A 16490-nucleotide genomic window follows, 5' to 3' on the forward strand; every position below is an offset into this window, starting at 1 on the left:
TTAGATTGATAATTAACTATCTATATATCAATCAAATATATTTTAAATTTGGGTTAAGTTTTGCGTACCGTTTCCGAAAATCGATTAACTGTTAAAATGCCCGTTCAATTGAAAACAATGCAGGAAAATTTTCTATAAAAAGGAATTTTTGGTAATCGGGTAACGTTTACTGCTTAGGAAAGGTTCATTTCCTTTTGACTAAACATTTTTCAGAAGACACAAAATGGGCTGTTTACCCACAAAAAAAGCCCCGAAATTACTCCGGAGCTTTCAAATTGAATATTAAATAACTAAAGATTCTGATTAATGTACATTTGACATATCTACCTTTCCTGAACCTTTTTTAATCAAAAGCATGAACGGAATACAAATCAGGAACATGATGCCTAAATATAAAAACACGTCCATATAGGAAAGTACGGTACTTTGTTTGATTACAGAACCTTCTAAAGCTTTGTGTGCTTTGTCAAGCGATTCGCTTGCGCTGAAACCTTTCGACATGAACATCATCTGCATTTGCTGAATGCGTTGCTGTACTTCAAATTTAGCGGAATCCAAATGTGAAATCAAATCGACACGGTGTTGCTGGCTGAATCGTGAAATGAAAGTCGTAATAATCGCAATTCCGAAGGAACCGCCCAGCTGACGCATCATTCCGGTAAACGCAGCTCCTTCACCAATTTGTTTCCCTTGTAAAGTAGACAACGCCAAAGTGGTAATCGGAACAAATAAAAACCCTAAACCGATCCCTCTTAAAATAAGCGGCCAGAACATGTGTTCGGTTCCGGTATCCGGTGTCATTACGTTGTGCATCCAGAAAGTAAATCCGAAGAAAACCAGGAATCCTATGGAAACCAAATAGGCCTGAGGAATTCCTTTCTGAATCAATTTACCGATAACCGGCATCAGCAGGGCAGTGGTAATCGAACTCGGAATCAGTAATAATCCTGTATCGGTAGCAGTCCAGCCTAAAATCGATTGGGTGTAAATCGGAACAATAAACGTGGTGCCGTATAAACCAAAACCTAAAATGAAACACATAATGGTTCCGATGCGCAGGTTTTTGTCCTTCAAAACCCTCAGGTTTACAATCGGATACTGATAGGTTAACTGGCGCCAGATGAAAAAGATCAGGCCTAAAAACGATAAAACGCTTAAAGTGATAATGGTGGAATTTTCAAACCAATCATCCTGTTGTCCGTGTTCCAGTACATATTGCAACGAACCGATGAACGCAGCCAGAAAAACAATGCCCCACCAATCCACCTGATTGGCTTTCAGTTTTTCACCGTATTTCGGACTTCTTACAAACGACAGGGTTAGTACTGTAGCAATGATCCCCAACGGAATGTTGATGTAAAAAATGTACGGCCATGAAAAATTATCCACTAAATATCCTCCAAGCGGCGGTCCTAAAGTGGGTCCTACAATTACCCCCATACCGTAAATTGCCTGTGCCATGCCTCGTTTTGCTGCCGGATAACTCTCTGTGATAATCGTCTGAGCGGTTACCAAAAGTGCGCCACCGCCCATTCCCTGAATGAACCGGAAAAACACAAGTTCCCAGATGTTGGTTGCGTTTCCGCACAAAAAGGAAGAAACGGTAAAGATGATGATGGAAGCGGCAAAATAGTTTCTGCGCCCGAATTGCTGTGACAACCAGCTTGTCATCGGAATAATGATAACGTTCGCAATGGCATACGCCGTAATCACCCAGGCGATGTCTGTAAGTGTGGCACCTAAGGTACCGCGCATGTCGTTAAGCGCAACGTTTACGATGGTAGTATCGACAATTTCAAGCAGTGCACACAGTACGGCCGTTATTGTGATAATGACTCTCCGAAAGCCATATTCTACTAAATCTTCTGCTTGTGTTGCCATGATTATTTTACGTGTACATCTACTTCTACGTTCATTCCCGGACGCAATAATTTTACTTTTTCGGCATCATTGCTGGCAGTTAATTTTATTTTAACCGGCAAACGCTGAATGGTTTTTACGAAGTTTCCGGTTGCATTATCCGGAGGAAGGATTGAAAAACGGGCACCTGTAGCCGGAGAGAACGAGTTTACTTCGCCTTCAAATTCGGTATCAGGGTAAGCGTCAACCGTTAAGGTTACTTTTTGGCCGGCGCGCATTTTGTTCAATTGTGTTTCTTTAAAGTTTGCCACTACCCAAAGGTCAGTATTGTTTACGATGTAAAACAAAGATTGACCCGGTTGAACCATTTGGCCTTCCTGAATATCAATGCTGGAAACCTGTCCGTCAATCGCAGCCGTAACTACTGTGTAGCCTAAATTAATCTGAGCCGCTTCTAAAACTGCCTGAGCGCGTTTAATATTGGCAGCCGCTACTTCTGTCTGTTTACTGGCAACGGTTGTTTTCGACGCCACCGCTTCACGTTGGTGAATGTTGGCCTGACGTTGTTGTTGCAGGATTTCCACTTGTTTCTGTGCTTCCTGTTTCGCTGCTAAAGCCTGCTCGTATTGTTGTTTGGTGATGGAGTGGTTCTGATACAGGTTCGCATAACGCTCAAAATCGTTGCTGGCTCTTTCCAGACGGATTTTGGCAGCTTCGATACTTCCGGCATTCGATTGAATCGTTGCGCTTGAAATGGAAATGTTGGCCGCAGCGGCACCTACATCGGCTTTGGATACTTCGTATGAGTTTTCGGCAGCGGCCAGAGCGGCTTTGGCTTCTTCCACTTTTACCAGATAATCTTTGTTGTCGATGACGAAAAGCGTGTCACCTTTTTTAACGAAATCGTTGTCTTTTACATACACTTTAGCCACATAACCGGAAACTCTCGGAATAATCGGGTTCATGTTTCCTTCAATTTGCGCGTCGTCGGTTTCTTCGTGTGCCTGTGCGTGTAAGTATTTAAAAATTCCGTAAGCCGCTCCCAGAATGACCAAAGTGCTGATTATGAGGATGAATTTTTTATTGGACGGTCTCTTTTCCATGATTAAAGAAATTAGATTAGTTTTTGGTTAATGATGAGGTTAGTTTTCCGGCGGCGGCCAGAACTTCGTACTGTTTCTGAACAATATCCGCTTTGGAATACGCTTCGTTGATTTTGGATTGCAGTTGCTGCACATCGGCGTCCAGCAAATCGTTGGTATCGGCTAAACCGTTGTCGTATTTGTCTTTTACGATGCGGTAATTTTCATTGGCCTGTTCCACAGCTTGTTGGTAAACCACGTTTTGTTTTTGGGCCAAAAGATAATTTTCGTTGGCGGTCTGCATCTGGATTTTTGCCTTATCGGTTAGAATGTCCAGCGATTGTTCCGCTTCTTTGGCTTTGCTTTTGGCGGCTTTTACGTCTTTGCCGTTTTTGAAGATGGACGTCAGATCATACGATAATCCCACTCCGAAATTCATTGCGTTGGTTACGGTCATTACATTTTGCAGATCCAAAGCGACATAACCGCCCATCAGACTTAAAGCCGGATAATAATTTCCTTGTGCGATTTTTACATTGGCTTCTGCTGCTTTTTGTTGCGCACGGATTGCATTTAAATCGTTTCTGGAAGAAATATCGGTTGAAGCAGTACTCAGTTCTGTTTTTTGGGCAAAAAGGGCAGAATTTGGCGTTATTTGAGTTTCTTCCGGCAATTTCAAAAGCGTTGCCAGCTGAAAATTGATGATGTTGCTGTTTTTTCGGGCTTCTTCCAAAGCAATCTGATAATTGGAAACCTGTAATTGGGCTTTCAGCAAATCGTTTCTTGCAATCAGGCCGTTTTGTTCCATGGCTTTGAAATCTTTTACGCGTTGCTCGGCACGTTTGATGTTTTCCTGAATCAGTTTTTCGCTTTCCTGGGCTTTGTATAAACTCACATACAGTTTTACGGTTTCCAGCGCCAGTTGTTCCTTGGTGTCTTTCGCCTGATATTGTTCCGCTTCGAGTAAACTTTCGGAAGCTTTGATGCTGTTCTGGATTTTAAAACCGGCAAACAACGGTACGGAAGCCGTAGCATTTCCCAACAGCAATTGGTTTACTTTGGGAGCAGCGCCGCCGGATGCTCCGCCAAGTTTAAAATCGACGTCGGCATTGGTTAACCGCTGATACTGTCCGCTGATTTTTAAATCGGGGTATTGTTTGTTTTTAACGGTTTGCATCTCGAATTCTTTGGTGGCGACTTTCGTGTCGGCCAACCTGGATTCGGTGCTTTGTGTAACTGCAAGCTGAATAGCTTCTTCGAGCGTGAGGTTTTTCTTTTCCTGTGCAGCGACAGCAAAAGTCCCGAGCAAGAACAAGATTCCCAGCTTTAGTGAATTACTTGTCATAGGATAAAAGGGCTTTAATGGTTTTCTTGATGTGATCGGTAAGTTCGGTAAGAACATAGTGGTTGATGTCTTCCTCGGTTTTCAAATTCAGAATGTCTTTGAAGAACGGTTTGTTCATCTGAAAATGGAAGTACGTTCCCATAATTGTCGTAGGAAGCAGCACCACGTTTATGTCTCTGCGGAAAAGGCCTTTGTCCTGACCTTCGGCAACGATGCTTTTCAGTATGTCCAGATTGTGTTTTTTCATTTCGTTGAACGCCTCACAATTGATGATTCGTTTTCCGGAAGAAATTTCAAAATGGATAATCTGATACATGCCTTTGTTCTGATTGATGCGTTTGATGTACAACTCAATCAGGCGGTCAATTTTTTCAAAAGGCGTAAGGTCTTCGCGGTACAGGTTTTCCATTTGTAAACGCAAGCCTGAAATGCGATACATAATTAACGCTTCGAGCAGCTTTTCTTTGGAGCCGAAATAGTACGAAATCATCGCGATGTTCACGTTGGCGATTTTGGCAATGTCGCGCACCGAAGTTCCATCAAAACCGTGTTCGGCAAACAGCGTTTCGGCGGCTTGCAAAATTTCGATTTGTTTATCGTTAAAATCAGTCATTGTAATTTGATTTTAAATTCGGGTACAAAATTAAACACTTGTTTAAATTAAACGTTTGTTTAAATTTTATTTAACATTTTTTTAACAGTGAATAATTTCGATTTCAGAGCTCAGAAAAAGTAGAGTGGGTGAGTGATTTTTTCTGAAAAATAATGCCTGTTTTTAAAATAAAATTTCCTAATTTTATACTGTTGAATTTCCGGGTCCGATCCCCGGGTTCAATGGAAGAAAAAGGCTGTTTTTAGTGATAAAAGCAGCCTTTTTTAGTATATAGACAAAATCTATTATTGATATCTATAAAATTGAATACCAAATAATTAGAACTATTTATTTAAATAAATTCTTTTATAATATTTTCAATTTCTGAAATTTCGTTATTTTGAACAAAATTGAGGAATGAACTTCCGACAATGGTTCCTTTTTGATGTTTTGGCGGCCTGTAAAAAGGCTTTCATTTTTTTAAATTTAAGCACCAATAAATTGCGTATTTTTTAGAGGTTTCTTACTGTTTTTTGAAGTGGTTTTGCTGCAGATTTCCAAACGAATTTTGACTTCTGATTGCATCTGTACAGCTCACAAAACTGATAAAATTGTTGCTGATTTTGTTAATTTTCAGGAGGTGATTTTCTGAAATTAAGGTTGAGGTCAGGAAGTTTTTTGAGCATATTGTGTTCCAAAATGGATGAAAATTTGGCTGGAAAAACGACTGTAAAAAGGTTCGGAATGAGCTGGTTTTTTAATGCCGATTTGGATAAATTTTCGACCAGAATTCTCTGTTTTTAAACTTCAAAAACCGGATTTAATTTCCAGAAACAGGTGAGAAATTTGGATGGTTTTTTGGTTGTTTTTTTAGTGTTTTTTGTTTGCGTTAGGGATGGAAACGGCATCCTTTTTTGTGGCTTTTTCAGACGCAAAAAAGATATAGTGTACAGCCCGACCCTTGTGGTAACGCCCATAAAATTGCAGCGAAAAAAGTGCCTGTGATTAGCTGTTTATCCAGTTTTCAAGAATCTTCTTTCCGTGGGGTGTGAGCACGCTTTCGGGATGATATTGCACGCCGCGGACATCGTAAATTTTATGACGGAGCGACATGATTTCACCGTTTTCATCCACGGAAGTGATTTCCAGAATCTCCGGGAAATTCGCGTTGGAAACCACCCAGGAATGGTAGCGCCCGACTTCGATTTTTTCGGCTAAATCCTTGAAAAGCAGTTCGTCCGTAACGGTGATTTTTACCTGAGTTGCCACGCCGTGATACACTTTTTCAAGATTGGTTAAACTTCCGCCAAAAACTTCTCCAATGGCTTGCTGGCCAAGGCAAATGCCCAGAATACTTTTGGTAGACGCATAGGTTTTGATGACTTCTTTGAGCAACCCAGCTTCGTCCGGAATTCCTGGTCCCGGAGAAAGCAGTATTTTGTTAAACGGCTGTACTTCGTCGATGGTGAATTCGTCGTTGCGGAACACGGTTACTTCGCAGTTCAAATCTTCCAGATAATGCACTAAATTGTAGGTGAAACTGTCGTAATTGTCTATAACTAAGATCTTTTTCATGAAGTATGAGTTTCGTATTCTGGTAACTCCGTTTTTTTAGCTGTTATTGTGACTGCAAAATAGCGCGGTTAAAGTTAGTATCAAAATCTGTAAAAAAGGCACTTTGTTGCAATTTCTGTTGCTGAAACTTGTAGCAACTATTTTTTAAATCATTTTTGGGCATAAAAAAATCCTGAACGTTGTAATTCAGGATTTTAAAAAGATTGTATGTGCTTGGGATTAGTATGCCAAGTTTACGTTCAATTCGAATTCGTCGTTGATAGCTTTGTCTCCAATGCTTTCAAAGAACGATTTTGATCCGTATTTAATATCGTATTTTGTTCTGTCAATCATTAATTTGGCCGTAGCTACGTTTTTGCCTACCACCAAGTCAAAAGTAATTGGGTGTGTGATATCTTTAATGGTTAAATCAGCAGTAATTGCGTAAGTATTGTTGGATTTTGTTCCGATTGTTTTGAATACCAATTTAGAAGTCGGGAATTTTTCAACACCGAAGAAATCGTCTGCTTTTAAGTGACCGTCTAATTTTTCTTTTCCTTTTCCTTCTAAATCTGTACTGTTGATAGTGGTCATGTCTACGGTAAAGTTACCACCGGCAATTTTTTTTCCTTTGAACACTAAAGCACCTTCTTTTAAGGTAATGGTTCCGTCGTGTTGTCCGGTAACTTTTTTACCTACCCAAGTAAGTTTACTTTTGGCTACATCTACTTTTTTTGTGGTTTGAGCGGAAGCAGTCATGGTTCCTAAAGCTACTACTAACGCTAATGCAATTGATTTTAATTGTTTCATGATTATTAATTGAGTTTTAAAGGTTATAAATTTATAAATAATTCCTGTTTTGATTTACGGACTTTAACATTGTGCTGATTGGCATCATCTTGATGACGATAACCCACCGTTGCAATTAACGCTGCATTTAGGCCAAGTTCGTTAAGACCTAAAATTTCGTTTACTTTTTCCGGTTCAAAACCTTCCATTGGTGTGGCGTCGATTTGAAGCTCGGCAGCGGCATTCAACAGGTTACCTAAGGCTAAATAGGTTTGTTTTGCGGTCCAGTTGTTTTTTACGTCTTCCGGCAGCGAAGTGATTTTCGACTTCATAAAATCGCCGTATCCACTAATATTTTCCACCGGAATGCCTCTTGTTTCTGCGATGTTTTTGATGTATTTGTCTATTTCCTTGTCGCTTAAGTTTACTATGTTAGCAAAAACAAATAGGTGTGAGGCCTCAATAATTTGGCTTTGTCCCCAAGCTACAGGCTGTAATTTGGCTCTCAATTCTGGATTTTCTACAATTAGTACTTTATAAGGTTGTAAACCGTAAGACGAAGAACTTAGACGTATCGCTTCTTTTAAAATCTCTAAATCTTCGGTGGATATTTTTTTGGTCGCGTCGAACTTTTTGGTTGCGTAGCGCCAGTTTTGGTGTTTTATGAAATTGCTCATTTTAAATGGTTCGGAATTTCTCCAGTAAATTGTTTAATTGTTCTAATTCGTCCTGCGTAAGGTTTTGTCCAAAAAGCGCTTCGTGTTGTTCTACCTGCGGATCCAATTCAGCTAACAAATCAAGTCCTTTTTGGGTAATAGTGATTTCCATTTTTCTGCGGTTTTGGGCGCAAATTTCTCTTGTAACCAAATCTTTTAGGAGTAATTTGTCAACCAATCGGGTAGTGTTACTGGTTTTGGCCAGCATCCGCTCCTGAATGGCACACATATTGGTAGGTTTGCTGTTCTGACCTCTTAAAATGCGCAGTACATTATATTGTTCGCTAGACAAATCGTAAGGTTTTAAAACTTCGGCGAATTTCTCCGAAACAATATTTTGCGTGTAAAGAATATTTAGCACCGTTTTTTTGGACGGTGACAATGCTTTAGTCGATTTTATGATTTCTTCGATTTTCATTTCATTATTAAATTTGTCGATACAAATGTAGTAATGTTTTTAATTGTATATACAAGTATTGTATTAAAAGTTTGTTAAAAATTGAAGCGAAATTATTAGAAATCAAATTTTGTTTGTGTTGTAAGCATTTGTTAGTCAATAAATTATTTTTTGAAATATAAAATTTTATGTGTTTTGTGTTAATTTTTCATTAATATTGCTGTCTGACTAACTTAACTAAAAACAAAAAGCTAATGAAAAAGAATTATTTCTTTATTGCTTGTATGTTGTTAGCCTTTACTTACGAAGGAATAGCGCAACATAATAAGTATGATGAAGATGTTGCTTATCAGAAAACCCTAGTCTTGGATGTGCCATCTTCAAAGGATTTTGCAATTTCAAAATTTGAGAAATTGTATAAACTGGACAAAAACTATTCCTATCAGACTATCCGAACCACCACCGATGTTACCGGAATGAGTCATGAAAGACTGCAACAATATTATAAAGGAATTAAAATTGAATTTGGAGTATTTATTGTTCACTCAAAAGACGGAAAGGCCGTTTCTGTAAATGGTGAATTGTATAATGCTTCTGCTACCAACCTAAATTCTGTCCTAACAAAAGAATCTGCATTTTCAATTGCAGTTAATGAAACCAATGCAACCAAGTATTTGTGGGACGATCCGGATCAGGCTAAGTTGATGGAGTATGCAAAACCTTCAGGAGAATTGGTACTTTTCCCAATCGTTAAAACAGGAGAGGTTCGTTTAGCATACAAATACGACATTTACGCCGTTGAACCTATTTTGCGTGAAGAAGTCTTTGTTGATGCAATTTCGGGAGCAATACTGTTTAGAAATCCTATCATTAAACATGCCCACGGATTGATTTCTGATAAAGACATTAAGCAGTATTCCGAACAAATTGAAGCCATTACAGTAGGGAGTAGTTCTGCTTTAGTAGCCGCTTCTGCAGACACGCGATACAGTGGTAACAGGTCTATAGAAACTACTTTTAATACTACTTTAAATAAATATGTCTTAGAAGATACTACAAGAGGAAACGGTATTGTAACCTATAACAGTGCCGGTACTAACACAATGCCTTCAACCCATTTTGAAGACAATGATAACAACTGGACCGCTGCCGAATATAACAATGCAGCAAAAGATAACGCCGCTTTGGATGCGCATTGGGGAGCCATGAAAACCTTTGATTTCTGGAAAAATATTTTTAACAGAGACAGTTACGACGACAACAATGGTCAGATTAGAAGCTATGTTCATTACGATGATGTTCCGGGTGGAGCCGGATGGTTTAACGCACAATGGACAGGAAGTGTAATGCGTTACGGAGACGGAAATGGAAGCCCGCTTACATCCGTAGATGTTCTTGGGCATGAAATTGGTCATGCGGTGTGTCAGTACACGGCTAATTTAGCTTACCAAAACCAATCGGGAGCTATGAATGAAGGCTTCTCAGATATTTGGGGAGCATGTATTGAACAATATGCTAAATTCGGGAATCTTAATGCAGGTCAGGATACTGCTTCACCAGGTACATTGGCCGTTTGGAAAATAGGAGAACAGTTGTCAACCAATCCTTTGCGTTCAATGAGTTATCCGTTAACAAGAGGGAATCCGGATACCTTTAGAGGAACATATTATACAACAACTGCCAATGATGGTAATTGCAGTCCATCATCCGGTAATGATTACTGCGGAGTACACAACAACAGTGGAGTATTTAATCATTGGTTTTATATTTTAACAGCAGGAAAAGCCGGAACTAACAATGCGCCGATAGCTCAAAGAGATACCTATGATGTTACCGGGATTGGTATGGCAAAATCCTCACAGATTGCCTACTATGCAGAGCGAGATTATTTAACACCAAATGCTACTTTTTCCGATGCGCGTATTGCAACTTTAGCAGTAGCCAATTCATTATATTGTGCAAGCAGTCCTGAAGTTATCGCTGTTACAGATGCCTGGATGGCTGTTAATATTGGTAACGGATATGCAGCACAAACTAATGATGTTTCTTTAAAATCGATTACGGGATCATCCAGTATTACTTGTGGAGCGCCTTATTCGGCTTCTATTGTTTTTGAAAATGCGGGTTCTAACCCTATTTCTTCAGTTTCTATTTCTTATAACATTGATGGTGGCGTTAACACGAACCTAGTATGGAACGGAACCCTTGCAAATTGTGCAACTGTAAATTACCCAATTGCTGTTTCGGGTTTGACAAGAGGTACACATGCCCTAAATGTAACCACTACGATAACCAATGATGGAATTGCTGCAAATAACTCCAAAACCATATTGTTAACAGTAAATGATAATGGTACGGTAAATACAGTAAACACATTCAATGCTGTTTCTGATAATTTGGTTTCCATAGACGAATCCGGAACGACCAATACAGTTTGGCAAAGAGGAACTTCTACTAAAACGGTGTTAAGCAATACTGTTGCAGGTTCTCAGGTTTATGCCACTAAGTTATCCGGGAATTATCCGGATAATACAACTTCGTATCTGGTATCACAGTGTTACAATTTGACAAATGTTTCGAATCCAACGGTGAGTTTTGACATGGCTTTTGATTTCGAAGAAAATTGGGATTTAATGTATTTTGAATATTCTACCGACAACGGAACAACCTGGGATGTGCTGGGAACGGCAGCAGATCCAAACTGGTACAACAGTTCCAGAATGCCTAACGGAGTAGATTGCTTTAACTGTGTCGGAAAACAGTGGACAGGAAGTTACAATACGGCTCCTTCGGGAGGGAATGGCATGAACGGTAATAAGAGAAATTATACCCATAGTTTGGCTCCTTTTGGTCAGGGAGGTGCTACACCGGCTTCTAATATTATCTTCCGATTTACTTTTGTTTCCGATGAGGCGGTTAATCAGGAAGGCGCCATCATTGACAACTTTGTGGTTACCGGAACTTTAGCAACTGCTGAAAACAATTTCGAAACCTTCAACGTATGGCCTAACCCGTCCAACGGAAACGTAAACATCCAATTGGCAACTTCCGATAAAGTAAATGTTGTTTTATACGACATGAGAGGAAGAAATGTTTACAATAATGTATTTAATTCAACAGGAGCCATGTTTAATCAGGAGCTGAATTTTAACGGCTTAGAGAAAGGAATTTACATGCTGTCTGTTGAATCTGAAGGTAAAAAAGCCACTAAAAAGTTAATTCTTAACTAATCAGGAATAACAAAAACAGCTAAGCGGGCAGGAGCAATTCTGTCCGCTTTTTTTATTTGTTTCTGCCGATTAAATTTTTGTTAATTAACAGGTTGGGAAAATTCAGAATACTTAATTTTAAATTCTTAAATCCGGAAAATGAGATTACTGCCTTTGTTGCTGTTGCTTGTTAATTTTTCATTTGCCCAGCAAAGTAAAACTACCGCTACGGAAGGCTTAACGCCTTTAAAAGTGTATCAGGATGAGTCTGTAAAAATCCCGTCCTGCGATTTCAAAGGACTGGAACCGATTTTCAGCCAATCCGATGCCACCACTTATGTTATCAATTTCTGGGCGACCTGGTGCTTACCGTGTGTAAAAGAATTGCCTTATTTCGAACAACTCAACGAAAAATATAAAGACAAAAACGTGAAAGTCATTTTAGTAAGCATGGATATGCCGAAAAAAGTGGAAACCAGCCTGCTTCCTTTTGTGAAGAAGAAAAACCTGCAATCCGAAGTAATCCATCTGGACGACCCCGATGCCAATGCCTGGATTGAAAAAGTCGATAAAGACTGGAGCGGCGCAATACCGGCAACAGTCATCTATAACCGTAAAGAGCGAAAATTTTATGAACGCTCTTTCACTTACGAAGAACTGGAAAAAGAAGTACTATCAATCATCAATAATTAAATTATGAAAACACTTAAAATTACTGCCGTCTTTGCCCTTGTTTGTCTAATTAGTGCGTTTACTTTGGTAAAATCCGATTCCGGTTATCAGATTGGCGATGTAGCCACCGATTTCAGTCTGAAAAATGTAAACGACAAAAAAGTTTCCTTAGCCGATTTCAAGGAAGCCAAAGGATTTATCGTGATTTTCACCTGCAATCACTGTCCGTATGCCAAAGCGTATGAAGACCGTATTATCGCCTTAGACAAAAAATACAAAAAACTGGGTTATCCGGTAATTGCCATCAATCCGAACAATCCGGAAGTACAGCCGGCGGACAGCTTTGAATTAATGAAAGAACGCGCCAAAGAAAAAGGTTTCACCTTCCCGTATTTATTCGACGAAGGACAGAAAATTTATCCGCAGTACGGAGCAACTAAAACACCTCACGTATACGTTTTACAAAAAACAAAAGCAGGTAATGTGGTACAATATATCGGAGCCATCGACGATAATTATTCCGATGAAGAAGCCGTAAAAACCAAATATGTGGAAAATGCCGTAGATGCATTATTAAAAAATCAGGAAGTGCCTGTAAAAACTACGAAAGCTATTGGTTGTTCCATCAAAGCATAGTATTTTTGACAAAAAAGCAACATGGACATTTTACAAGAACAATGGTGGCAAGGTGCACAGGAAGATGAAAACGCCGTAATCCTGGACGTACGAACCGAAGGCGAATGGAACGAAGGCATCATTCCCGGCGCCATGCACATCGATATTTACAAAGGACAAGGTTTTATTTATCAGGTAGATGAACTGGATAAAACCAAAAATTATTACATCTATTGCCGTTCCGGCGGAAGAAGCGGACAGGCCTGCAGCATCATGCAGCAAATGGGCTTCGCGAATACTTACAATCTGGTAGGCGGCATCATGGAGTGGAACGGTCCCATTGTAATGCCGGAATAATTTAAATACAGATTTTAAATAAAAAGCCACGAATTCGCGAATTTAGTACTGTAAAAACAGGAGCAATTTGTGAATTCGTGGCTTACTATTTTGATAAGCAGCTGAAAGGAAGTGCTATACTATTCGGCTAACTTTCTCAGTTCTTTTTTGTCTTTCAGGATAATTTTCTTACCGCTGAGTTCAATCAGACCACTTTTGTTGAATTCGGATAACAATCGGATACAACTTTCGGTCGCGGTTCCTATGATACTGGAAATTTCTTCGCGGGATAAATGCAGTTTTAACGATCCGTCTTCGTTCACGCCAAAAGAATCGTGCAGGTACAGCAGTGTGGCCGCCAAACGCTCTTTTACGTTTTTCTGAGCCAGATTTACCAGAACGTTGTCGGCTTCTTTCAAATCGTGACAAACGTTTTTCATCATGCCCAGCGAAAATTTGTTGTTTTCATTGAAAAAATCCATTACCTGGCTTTTCGGCACAAAACAAACCGTCATGTCTTCCAGCGCTACGGCACTTAAATTAGTAGGTTCTTCACTAATAAGCGAGCGTTGTCCCAACAATTCTCCGCGGGCCACCAGTTTTACAATTTGGTCTTTTCCGTTGGAACTTAGTTTGGTGAGTTTGCAGACACCGTCTTTTACACAAAAGATTCCGTCAAGATGATCGCCTTCGTCAAAAATGACTTCACCTTTTTTTACTACGTAAGAGGTCTTACAATCGGCAAGTTTAAGCAATTCGTCTTTGTTCAGCGCCTTTAAAGCACTGAATTCCCGAACGATGCATTGTTCACACTTACTCATAAAATTCAATTGTTTATGCAAAGATACTAAACTATGACAAAAATCATATTTTAATATGTTAAACTGGCGGAATTTTGTGTCAGGTAAAATGAGCAAATTATGAACACACAAAATTGTTTCCATTGCGGCAACAATATTGTAAAAGCGGAAGAAATTCAGTTTGACGAAAAATCGTTCTGTTGTACCGGATGCAAAACGGTGTACGAGATATTCAGTCTGAACGATTTAACCTGCTATTACGATTTTGAAACCGCGCCCGGAGCCACTCCGCAGGACATTAAAGGGAAATACGACTTCCTGGATAATGCCGACATCGCAGAAAAACTACTCGATTTCAACGAAGAGCATACCCAAATCGCCACGCTTTATATTCCGCATATTCATTGCAGTTCCTGTATCTGGATTCTGGAAAATCTCAATAAGCTGAATCAGGGTATTGCCGCTTCTCAGGTTAATTTTCACGAGAAAAAAGTCCGTATTACATTCAATTCTGGCAACGTTTCATTAAAAGAAATTGTTTTGCTTTTGAGTTCCATTGGATACGAACCTTACATAAGTCTGGAGAATTACGAAAACAAGAAAAAAGAAGTCGACCGCAGTTTATACTATAAAATCGGGGTGGCGTTTTTCAGTTTCGGAAACATCATGCTTTTGTCGTTTCCGGAATATTTTGAAGTGGGCGAGTTCTGGATTGAACAGTATAAAGGGTTTTTCCGCTGGCTGATTTTCGCGCTGGCTTTGCCGCCGTTTTTCTACTCGGCTTGGGGCTATTACGTTTCGGCCTGGAAAAGCATCAAATCCAAGATGTTAAATATCGACATTCCGATTGCTTTGGGGATTGTGGTGATGTTTGTCCGAAGCACCGTTGATATTGCGATGGGCTACGGACAAGGTTTCTTCGACAGCATGTGCGGCCTTATTTTCTTCATGCTTTTAGGAAAGATGTTTCAGCAGAAAACCTACAATTTCCTTTCGTTTGAGCGCGATTATAAGTCTTATTTCCCAATTGCCGTTACCAAGATTTTAAGCGATAAATCCGAAGAGGCGATTCAGGTGTATGACATTCAGAAAGGTGACCGATTGTTAATCCGCAATCAGGAACTCATTCCGGTTGATGGTATTCTGATATCTGAAAAAACCGCCATCGATTACAGTTTTGTAACCGGAGAAGCCGTTGCTATTGAAAAAAAATCAGGTGACAAAATCTACGCCGGCGGCAAACAGATTGGAAACGTCATCGAAATGGAAGTGCTGCATTCGGTTTCCCAAAGTTATTTAACACAATTGTGGAGCAACGACGTTTTCCAGAAACATTTCGACCGAAAATACAAAACCATAACCGATACCATCAGTCGTTATTTTACTCCGGCTTTGTTGTTATTGGCCTTTGTTTCCTTCGGATTCTGGATTTTCAGGGATGTAACCACCGCTTTTAATGTTTTTACCGCGATTCTGATTGTGGCTTGTCCTTGTGCTTTGGCCTTAACAGCGCCTTTTACGTTAGGAAATGTACTCCGACTGATGGGTTACCGAAAAATTTACCTGAAAAACGCCACGGTTATTGAGCAATTGGCCAAAGTTGACACCGTTGTTTTCGATAAAACCGGAACCATCACTACCAATAAAAAAACATCCATTATTTACGAAGGAACACCTTTAAACGATTACGAACTAAAACTACTTAAAAATGCGTTACGCGGTTCCAACCATCCGCTAAGCCGAAGATTGTATGATTTCATCCCGAATCAGGAAAAATCAGAAACGTCTCATTTTGAAGAGATTATTGGGAAAGGCATTTTCGCCACTGCTGACGCGCATACGATAAAGTTGGGTTCGTCCCAATTTTTACAGCACCTGAGCGAGAACACTCATAAAAAAACCAAAGTTCACGTAGAAATCGACGGCGTTTACAAAGGAAGTTATGTGTTCAACAATCAATATCGGGAAGGGCTGGAGCCATTGTTTGACAAGCTTTCAAAAAAATACAATCTGGTTGTTCTATCCGGAGATAATGACGGGGAACGAAAGATTTTAGAAAAAATGCTGCCATCCAAAACCACGTTAGTGTTCAATCAGAAACCGGAGCAAAAACTTCAGTTTATCGAAAACCTCCAAAAAGAAGGGCAAAACGTCATGATGGTAGGCGATGGCTTAAACGATGCCGGAGCTTTGGCACAAGCCAATGTCGGAATTTCCATCTCCGAAAACGTCAACGTCTTTTCCCCAGCCTGCGACGGGATTCTGGATGCGACACAGTTTTCCAAAATCGGTTATTTCCTGAAACTCTCCAAAAATGCCATGAAAACGATTTACATGAGTTTCGCCCTGTCACTGCTTTATAATATCGTTGGACTGAGTTTTGCAGTTAGCGGAAACCTGTCACCGTTGGTAGCGGCCATCATTATGCCGTTAAGCACCGTAACCATTGTGAGTTTCGTAACTATCATGAGTAATTATTTCGCAAGAAAATAAATAAGGCGGTATGATAAAAGTCATGTTTTA

14 protein-coding genes are annotated in these 16490 nt (G+C 39.8%); 5 read left to right on the top strand and 9 right to left on the bottom strand.

Annotated features, from left to right (window positions below; genetic code table 11):
• Positions 1-303: 303 nt before the first annotated feature.
• The 8 genes from G498_RS0107775 to G498_RS0107830 form a co-directional block, all read right to left on the bottom strand.
• The gene (locus G498_RS0107775) at positions 304-1881 is read right to left on the bottom strand and encodes an MDR family MFS transporter (protein WP_026980664.1); all 1578 of its coding nucleotides are present in this window, start codon (positions 1879-1881) and stop codon (positions 304-306) included.
• A 2-nt stretch (positions 1882-1883) separates the two neighbouring features.
• Positions 1884-2963, bottom strand: coding sequence for an HlyD family secretion protein (locus G498_RS0107780; protein WP_026980665.1), 1080 nt, complete (start codon positions 2961-2963; stop codon positions 1884-1886).
• Positions 2964-2979: 16 nt separating this feature from the next.
• The gene (locus G498_RS0107785) at positions 2980-4287 is read right to left on the bottom strand and encodes a TolC family protein (protein ID WP_026980666.1); all 1308 of its coding nucleotides are present in this window, start codon (positions 4285-4287) and stop codon (positions 2980-2982) included.
• On the bottom strand, positions 4277-4900 hold the full coding sequence (locus G498_RS0107790; protein WP_035744653.1) for a TetR/AcrR family transcriptional regulator: 624 nt from the start codon (positions 4898-4900) through the stop codon (positions 4277-4279). Before G498_RS0107790 ends, G498_RS0107785 begins: the two co-directional genes overlap by 11 nt.
• A gap of 984 nt (positions 4901-5884) precedes the next feature.
• The gene (locus G498_RS0107815) at positions 5885-6454 is read right to left on the bottom strand and encodes an anthranilate synthase component II (protein WP_026980668.1); all 570 of its coding nucleotides are present in this window, start codon (positions 6452-6454) and stop codon (positions 5885-5887) included.
• A 219-nt stretch (positions 6455-6673) separates the two neighbouring features.
• Positions 6674-7243: a YceI family protein gene (locus G498_RS0107820; RefSeq protein ID WP_026980669.1), complete on the bottom strand. Its 570-nt coding sequence runs from the start codon at positions 7241-7243 to the stop codon at positions 6674-6676.
• Between the two features lie 23 nt (positions 7244-7266).
• Positions 7267-7899 (bottom strand): NAD(P)H-dependent oxidoreductase, encoded by a 633-nt coding sequence (locus tag G498_RS0107825; protein WP_026980670.1) that lies wholly within the window; start codon positions 7897-7899, stop codon positions 7267-7269.
• Position 7900: 1 nt separating this feature from the next.
• On the bottom strand, positions 7901-8356 hold the full coding sequence (locus G498_RS0107830) for a MarR family winged helix-turn-helix transcriptional regulator (protein WP_026980671.1): 456 nt from the start codon (positions 8354-8356) through the stop codon (positions 7901-7903).
• Between the two features lie 233 nt (positions 8357-8589).
• On the opposite strand from G498_RS0107830, the gene G498_RS15410 reads away from it, so the two are divergent.
• The 4 genes from G498_RS15410 to G498_RS0107850 all read left to right on the top strand — a co-directional run bounded on the left by G498_RS15410 (position 8590) and on the right by G498_RS0107850 (position 13188).
• Entirely contained in the window at positions 8590-11565 is a 2976-nt protein-coding gene (locus G498_RS15410) for a M4 family metallopeptidase (RefSeq protein ID WP_051269796.1), read from the top strand.
• A gap of 138 nt (positions 11566-11703) precedes the next feature.
• Positions 11704-12237, top strand: coding sequence for a TlpA family protein disulfide reductase (locus G498_RS0107840; RefSeq protein WP_035744655.1), 534 nt, complete (start codon positions 11704-11706; stop codon positions 12235-12237).
• Between the two features lie 3 nt (positions 12238-12240).
• Complete coding sequence (locus G498_RS0107845) at positions 12241-12852, top strand: thioredoxin family protein (RefSeq protein WP_026980673.1); 612 nt, start codon at positions 12241-12243, stop codon at positions 12850-12852.
• 21 nt (positions 12853-12873) lie between these two features.
• Positions 12874-13188, top strand: coding sequence for a rhodanese-like domain-containing protein (locus G498_RS0107850; protein WP_026980674.1), 315 nt, complete (start codon positions 12874-12876; stop codon positions 13186-13188).
• A 119-nt stretch (positions 13189-13307) separates the two neighbouring features.
• Here the strand turns inward: G498_RS0107850 and G498_RS0107855 are convergent, their stop codons facing one another.
• Positions 13308-13988: a Crp/Fnr family transcriptional regulator gene (locus G498_RS0107855; RefSeq protein WP_026980675.1), complete on the bottom strand. Its 681-nt coding sequence runs from the start codon at positions 13986-13988 to the stop codon at positions 13308-13310.
• Between the two features lie 99 nt (positions 13989-14087).
• Between G498_RS0107855 and G498_RS0107860 the strand changes: the two genes are divergently transcribed.
• Positions 14088-16460, top strand: coding sequence for a heavy metal translocating P-type ATPase (locus tag G498_RS0107860; RefSeq protein WP_026980676.1), 2373 nt, complete (start codon positions 14088-14090; stop codon positions 16458-16460).
• The last annotated feature ends 30 nt before the right edge of the window (positions 16461-16490 follow it).

It is taken from the genome of Flavobacterium suncheonense GH29-5 = DSM 17707 (genome assembly GCF_000430025.1).
Classification (GTDB): Bacteria; Bacteroidota; Bacteroidia; order Flavobacteriales; family Flavobacteriaceae; genus Flavobacterium; species Flavobacterium suncheonense.